Origin of the sequence: Scandinavium sp. NPDC088450 (assembly GCF_044900545.1) — a bacterium.
In the GTDB taxonomy this organism is placed as follows: Bacteria; Pseudomonadota; Gammaproteobacteria; order Enterobacterales; family Enterobacteriaceae; genus Scandinavium.
On sequence record NZ_JBJDNI010000040.1, the window covers coordinates 22,262 to 29,225 of the forward strand.

Here is a 6,964-nt window from a genome sequence, read left to right on the forward strand (position 1 = left end):
AACCATGACCGAACTGAAGAACGATCGTTATCTGCGTGCGCTGCTGCGCCAGCCTGTTGATGTCACCCCCGTCTGGATGATGAGGCAAGCAGGCCGCTATTTGCCGGAGTACAAAGCCACCCGCGCTGAGGCTGGCGATTTTATGTCGCTGTGCAAAAATGCCGAGCTGGCCTGTGAAGTGACGCTCCAGCCGCTGCGCCGTTACCCGCTGGATGCGGCGATCCTCTTCTCGGACATTCTGACCATCCCTGATGCAATGGGACTTGGCCTCTATTTTGAAGCCGGTGAAGGCCCACGCTTTACCTCGCCGTTGAAAACTAAAGCCGATATCGAAAAGCTGCCTGTGCCCGATCCTGAACAGGAACTGGGCTATGTGATGAATGCGGTTCGTACCATTCGCCGTGAATTGAAGGGCGAAGTGCCGCTGATTGGTTTCTCCGGTAGCCCGTGGACGCTTGCGACCTACATGGTGGAAGGCGGTAGCAGCAAGGCGTTTACCGTCATCAAAAAAATGATGTACGCCGATCCGCAGGCACTGCATCTGCTGCTCGATAAGCTGGCGAAGAGCGTCACGCTCTACCTCAACGCGCAAATCCGAGCGGGTGCGCAGTCGGTCATGATTTTCGATACCTGGGGCGGAGTGCTTACCGGGCGCGATTATCAGCAGTTCTCGCTCTACTATATGCATAAAATCATCGACGGCCTGCTGCGTGAAAATGAAGGTCGTCGGGTGCCTGTGACGCTGTTTACTAAAGGCGGTGGACAATGGCTGGAAGCGATGGCCGAAACGGGCTGCGATGCGCTGGGTCTGGACTGGACAACCGATATCGCCGATGCGCGTCGTCGTGTAGGGCATAAAGTGGCCCTTCAGGGCAACATGGACCCGTCAATGCTTTATGCGCAGCCAGCCCGTATCGAGGAAGAGGTTGCCACCATTCTGGCCGGATTTGGTCAGGGCGAAGGCCATGTCTTCAATCTTGGTCACGGCATTCATCAGGATGTACCGCCAGCACATGCGGGCGCGTTTGTTGAAGCCGTTCACCGTTTGTCGGCGCAGTATCACAAGTAAGGACACGGCATGGATCTGGCAGATCTTCGGGAGCAACAGCGGGCGCTAGCGTCTTCAGTGATCCGCGAAGATCGCTTGATTCAGGATCCGCCGCTGCTGATCGGTGGCGCAGATGTTGGGTTTGAAAACGAGGGCGAAATCACTCGTGCGGCGATGGTGTTGCTTGAATACCCGAGCCTCAAACTGGTGGAGTACCAAATCGCCCGCATTCCCACCACCATGCCGTATATCCCCGGTTTCCTCTCTTTTCGTGAATATCCTGCGCTGCTTGCCGTGTGGGATAAACTTTCCCGTAAACCCGACTTGTTGTTTGTGGATGGCCACGGCATTTCTCATCCGCGTCGCCTGGGCGTTGCCAGTCATTTTGGCTTGCTGGTGGATGTGCCGACTATTGGCGTGGCGAAAAAACGGTTATGCGGCAAGTTTGAACCGCTTTCTGCTGAAGCAGGCGCGCTGGCACCACTCATGGATAAAGACGAGCAGCTAGGCTGGGTCTGGCGCAGCAAGGTGCGTTGTAATCCTTTGTTTATTGCCACTGGGCATCGTGTGAGCGCGGACAGTGCGCTGGCATGGGTTCAGCGCTGCACGCAAGGCTACCGTTTGCCGGAACCGACTCGTTGGGCCGATGCGGTGGCTTCAGGGCGGCCTGCTTTCCAGCGTTGGCAAGCAATTCAGCCTTGATTCAGGTAAACTTCCGCTCATTCACGTATCTGAGAACTGATCATGTTACAAAACCCGATTCATCTGCGCCTTGAGAAGCTGGAAAGCTGGCAGCACGTGACCTTCATGGCCTGCCTGTGCGAACGCATGTACCCAAACTATGCCGTGTTCTGTCAGCAGACAGAATTCGCCGACGGCCAGCTTTATCGCCGCATTCTCGATCTTATCTGGGAAACCCTGACCGTGAAGGACGCGAAGGTGAATTTCGACAGCCAGCTCGAAAAACTGGAAGAAGCCATCCCGGTTGCCGATGACTTCGATATGTACGGTGTTTATCCGGCTATCGATGCTTGTGTAGCGTTAAGCGAGCTGCTTCATTCTCGCCTGAGCGGTGAAACGCTTGAGCATGCGATTGAAGTCAGTAAAGCGTCGATTACCACCGTCGCGATGCTGGAAATGACCCAGGCGGGTCGGGAAATGACGGACGAAGAGCTCAAAGAAAACCCGGCGGTTGAGCAGGAATGGGACATTCAATGGGAAATTTTCCGACTGCTTGCTGAGTGCGAAGAGCGTGATATTGAGCTTATCAAAGGGCTGCGTGCAGACCTTCGCGAGGCCGGCGAGAGCAATATCGGTATAAATTTTCAGCAATGAAGCCACAAAACGTGACATTCAGTCTGAATTGTCGTGCCTGAAGGCTTCACATCTGCCCCCCGTCTGGTCTACATTTGGTAGGCGAAAATAAGTGGCTATCGGTGCGTGTATGCAGGAGAGTGCTCTTCAGGCATTTTCGTCGCACTCGATGCTTAGCAAGCGATAAACACATTGTAAGGATAACATATGAACAAGACTCAACTGATTGATGTAATTGCGGACAAGGCTGATCTGTCTAAAGCACAGGCAAAATCTGCTCTGGAATCCACCCTGGCTGCTATTACTGAGTCTCTGAAAGAAGGTGATGCTGTACAGCTGGTTGGCTTCGGTACCTTCAAAGTGAACCACCGCGCTGAGCGTACTGGCCGCAACCCGCAGACCGGTAAAGAAATCAAAATCGCCGCAGCTAACGTGCCGGCATTTGTTTCTGGTAAAGCACTGAAAGACGCAGTTAAGTAAGACCGCGTGGCAGTGAACAGTTTTAATGAAGGGGCGGTTTCGCCCCTTTTGTCATTCTGGCGTCGTTCACTGATGCTGGCAGGCGCTCTGTTGCTCTCTGCATGCAGCCATAACGCCTCACTCCCGCCGTTTACCGCCAGTGGTTATGCCGATAACCAGGGCGCGGTGCGTATCTGGCGAAAAGATTCTGACAACGAAACCCATCTGCTTGCGGCATTCAGCCCATGGCGGAGTGGGAACACTTCAACCAGCGAATATCGCTGGCAGGGTGATTCGCTCTCCCTGATTGAGCTCAACATTTACGGTAAGCCACCGGAACACATTCGCGTGCGTTTTGATGATCATGGCGAACTCAGTTTCATGCAGCGTGAAGTGGACGGTCAGAAGCAGCAGCTTTCCAATGACCAGATTGCGCTCTATCGCTATCAGGCTCAGCAAATTCGCCAGACCGGTGATGCGCTGCGGCAAGGGCGCGTCGTGCTTCGCCAGGGGCGCTGGCACGCGAATCACACGGTGACGACCTGTGAAGGGCAGACGGTTTCACCTGATCTTGAAAGTCTTGCCATTGCGCATATCGAACGCCGTCAAAGCCATTCGTCAGTGGAAGTCAGTGTGGCCTGGCTGGAAGCGCCGGAAGGATCGCAGCTGTTGCTGGTGGCGAATGAAGATTTCTGCACGTGGCAACCGAAAGAAAAGACATTCTGAGTGCAGTAATCCCCTCTCCCTGAGAGAGAGGGTGAAATACTGGAATTCGCTGGGACTTACTTCTCTTGCTCACGCGCAATCGCGCGATAACCAATATCCCCACGGCTGAAGCAGCCATCCCAGTGAATATCTGTCATCAATGCATAAGCACGTTTCTGTGCCTCTGCTACGGTTTCGCCCAGTGCGGTCACGCAAAGTACACGCCCACCGTTGGTCAGCACACGATCATCTTCCGACAAGGTAGTGCCAGCCTGGAACACTTTACCGCCTTCAACCTCTTCCAGAGGCAAACCGTGGATCTCATCACCGTTGCGATAATTCCCCGGATAACCGCCAGCGGCCATCACTACGCCCAGTGAAGCGCGCGGATCCCAGCGGGAAGTTTTCTCGTCCAGTTTGCCTGCGCAGGCTGCCAGGCACAGTTCAACTAAATCAGACTGCAGGCGCAGCATGATAGGTTGCGTTTCCGGGTCGCCAAAGCGGCAGTTGAATTCGATAACCTTCGGATTGCCTTCTTTATCGATCATCAGCCCGGCATACAGGAAACCGGTATAGGTATTGCCCTCTGCCGCCATCCCGCGGACGGTTGGCCAGATAACGCGGTCCATGGTGCGCTGATGGACTTCGTCTGTGACGACCGGAGCAGGTGAGTAAGCGCCCATCCCGCCAGTGTTTGGACCGGTGTCGCCATCGCCCACGCGTTTGTGATCCTGGCTGGTGGCCATTGGCAGCACATTCTCGCCATCGACCATCACGATGAAACTCGCTTCTTCACCGTCGAGGAACTCTTCGATGACGATGCGGTGGCCAGCATCACCAAATGCGTTGCCCGCCAGCATATCGTTAACCGCCGCTTCGGCTTCTTCGAGCGTCATGGCGACAATCACGCCTTTCCCGGCAGCGAGACCATCAGCTTTAATGACGATAGGGGCACCTTTCTCGCGCAGATAAGCCAGAGCAGGTTCTACTTCGGTGAAGTTCTGATATTCGGCGGTAGGGATATTGTGGCGAGCCAGGAAATCTTTGGTAAACGCCTTCGACCCTTCCAATTGAGCTGCGCCCTGAGTAGGGCCGAAAATGGTCAGTCCCGCTTCGCGGAAAGCATCTACCACACCAATCACCAGCGGCGCTTCCGGCCCGACAATGGTCAGGCCGATATCTTCGCTTTTGGCAAAGCTCAGCAGAGCAGGAATGTCGGTTGCGCTGATAGCCACATTTTGAAGGGTAGGTTCCAGGGCCGTGCCAGCATTGCCCGGCGCAACAAAGACGGTATCAACCAACGGCGACTGGGCGGCTTTCCAGGCCAGCGCGTGTTCGCGCCCGCCGTTACCAATGACTAAAACTTTCATCGTCTGCTCCTGCAATTAATGGCGGAAGTGGCGCATGTCGGTGAAGATCATGGCAATGCCATGTTCATCTGCCGCAGCGATGACTTCTTCATCACGAATAGAACCGCCAGGCTGGATAACGCAGCTCACACCAACGGCAGCAGCGGCATCAATGCCATCACGGAACGGGAAGAATGCGTCAGAGGCCATAGCGGAGCCTTTCACTTCCAGACCTTCGTCGCCAGCTTTGATACCAGCGATTTTGGCGGAGTAAACGCGGCTCATTTGACCAGCGCCTATCCCGATGGTCATGTTCTCTTTCGCATAAACAATGGCGTTGGATTTGACGAACTTCGCCACTTTCCAGCAGAACAGCGCATCACGCAACTCTTGTTCAGTAGGCTGGCGTTTGCTGACGACGCGCAGTTCGCCTGCGGTCACCATGCCCAGATCGCGATCCTGAACCAGCAAACCTCCATTAACACGTTTGAAATCAAGACCCGGTACGCGAGCGTTCCACTGACCACAGGTCAGGACGCGTACGTTTTGTTTCGCGGCGGTGATTTTCAAAGCTTCTTCAGTCGCAGAGGGCGCAATAATCACTTCTACAAACTGGCGGGAGATGATCGCCTGAGCGGTTTCGGCATCCAGCTCGCGGTTAAACGCAATAATGCCGCCGAAAGCTGAAGTCGGATCGGTTTTATACGCGCGGTCGTAGGCATCCAGAAGGGAAGTGCTTACCGCAACGCCACAAGGGTTGGCGTGTTTAACGATAACGCACGCGGGCTCGCTGAACTCTTTCACGCATTCCAGCGCGGCATCGGTGTCGGCGATGTTGTTATAGGAGAGCGCTTTGCCTTGCACCTGCTGGGCTGTGGCTACTGACGCTTCCTTTACCTCTTCTTCTATATAGAAGGCAGCTTGCTGGTGGCTGTTTTCGCCATAGCGCATATCCTGTTTCTTAATGAAGTTCAGATTCAGGGTGCGAGGGAAGCGGCCAGAAGGCTCGTTGGTTTCGCCGTGATAGGCTGGAACCAGGCTGCCAAAGTAGTTGGCAATCATGCTGTCGTAAGCCGCGGTGTGCTCAAACGCTTTGATAGCCAGATCGAAACGGGTGTCGAGAGTTAAGGATCCTTCGTTAGCATCCATCTCTTCAATAATGGTGCTGTAATCGCTGCTCTTTACAACGATCGCCACATCTTTATGGTTCTTAGCGGCAGAGCGGACCATGGTAGGGCCGCCAATATCGATATTCTCGACCGCATCTTCCAGCGTACAGCCTTCACGAGCGACGGTTTGCGCGAATGGATAAAGGTTAACGACGACCATATCGATCGGCGCGATCCCGTGTTTTTCCATAATAGCGTCATCTTGATCGCGGCGGCCGAGGATCCCACCGTGCACTTTCGGGTGCAGCGTCTTCACGCGTCCATCCATCATCTCCGGGAAGCCGGTGTAGTCAGACACTTCGGTGACCGGCAGACCTTTTTCTGCCAGCAGGCTGGCAGTGCCGCCTGTGGAGAGCAGCTCTACGCCGCGTTTGGAAAGGGCCTGTGCGAATTCGACAATACCGGCTTTATCAGAAACGCTAAGTAAAGCGCGGCGGACTGGACGACGTTGTTGCATGGTAGTAAATCCCCAGGATTTGAACATTACAGAGAGCGTTAGCTGAATTTTCCGCAAAAAACTCAGCTAATGCACCCAACGAGGGCATCCTTGTCATAGCGCGGCATTGTAACGAAAACGTTTGCGCATCGCTCGCGATTTTTTGGGTTTTTACCCATTTGTGGATAACTCTGTGTGTAAATGGGTATAAAGCGGGGTTTTGCTGTGGAATGCAGCAGTCAGTCATTTTTCTGTCATTTAGGCCTTGCGGGCTGCGGAGAACTCCCTATAATGCGCCTCCATCGACACGGCAGATGTGAATCACTTCACACAAATAGCCGGTTCGGTTGAAGAGAAAAAATCCTGAAATTGAGGGTTGACTCTGAAAAAGGAAAGCGTAATATACGCCACCTCGCGACAGAGCGCTAAAGCGCGTCGCAACTGCTCTTTAACAATTTATCAGACAATCTGTGTGGGCACTCAA

General features: G+C 54.2%; 7 protein-coding genes. 5 read left to right on the forward strand and 2 right to left on the reverse strand.

Annotated features, from left to right (window positions below):
* The first annotated feature begins 4 nt into the window (after positions 1 to 4).
* The 5 genes from hemE (at position 5) to ACI2I2_RS23300 (ending at position 3,547) form a co-directional block, all read left to right on the forward strand.
* Complete coding sequence (gene hemE / locus ACI2I2_RS23280) at positions 5 to 1,069, forward strand: uroporphyrinogen decarboxylase (protein WP_404660105.1); 1,065 nt, start codon at positions 5 to 7, stop codon at positions 1,067 to 1,069.
* A gap of 9 nt (positions 1,070 to 1,078) precedes the next feature.
* Positions 1,079 to 1,750, forward strand: a complete 672-nt coding sequence (gene nfi / locus ACI2I2_RS23285) for a deoxyribonuclease V (RefSeq protein WP_404660106.1) — start codon at positions 1,079 to 1,081, stop codon at positions 1,748 to 1,750.
* 42 nt (positions 1,751 to 1,792) lie between these two features.
* Positions 1,793 to 2,383, forward strand: coding sequence for a YjaG family protein (locus ACI2I2_RS23290; protein ID WP_330985975.1), 591 nt, complete (start codon positions 1,793 to 1,795; stop codon positions 2,381 to 2,383).
* 186 nt (positions 2,384 to 2,569) lie between these two features.
* Positions 2,570 to 2,842 (forward strand): nucleoid-associated protein HU-alpha, encoded by a 273-nt coding sequence (hupA, locus tag ACI2I2_RS23295; protein ID WP_006816568.1) that lies wholly within the window; start codon positions 2,570 to 2,572, stop codon positions 2,840 to 2,842.
* Positions 2,843 to 2,854: 12 nt separating this feature from the next.
* Complete coding sequence (locus ACI2I2_RS23300) at positions 2,855 to 3,547, forward strand: DUF1481 domain-containing protein (protein WP_404660109.1); 693 nt, start codon at positions 2,855 to 2,857, stop codon at positions 3,545 to 3,547.
* A 56-nt stretch (positions 3,548 to 3,603) separates the two neighbouring features.
* Here ACI2I2_RS23300 and purD read toward each other — a convergent pair whose 3' ends face one another.
* Both purD and purH read right to left on the reverse strand, forming a co-directional pair.
* The gene (gene purD / locus ACI2I2_RS23305) at positions 3,604 to 4,896 is read right to left on the reverse strand and encodes a phosphoribosylamine--glycine ligase (RefSeq protein WP_404660107.1); all 1,293 of its coding nucleotides are present in this window, start codon (positions 4,894 to 4,896) and stop codon (positions 3,604 to 3,606) included.
* Between the two features lie 15 nt (positions 4,897 to 4,911).
* On the reverse strand, positions 4,912 to 6,501 hold the full coding sequence (gene purH / locus ACI2I2_RS23310) for a bifunctional phosphoribosylaminoimidazolecarboxamide formyltransferase/IMP cyclohydrolase (RefSeq protein ID WP_404660108.1): 1,590 nt from the start codon (positions 6,499 to 6,501) through the stop codon (positions 4,912 to 4,914).
* Between the last annotated feature and the right edge of the window lie 463 nt (positions 6,502 to 6,964).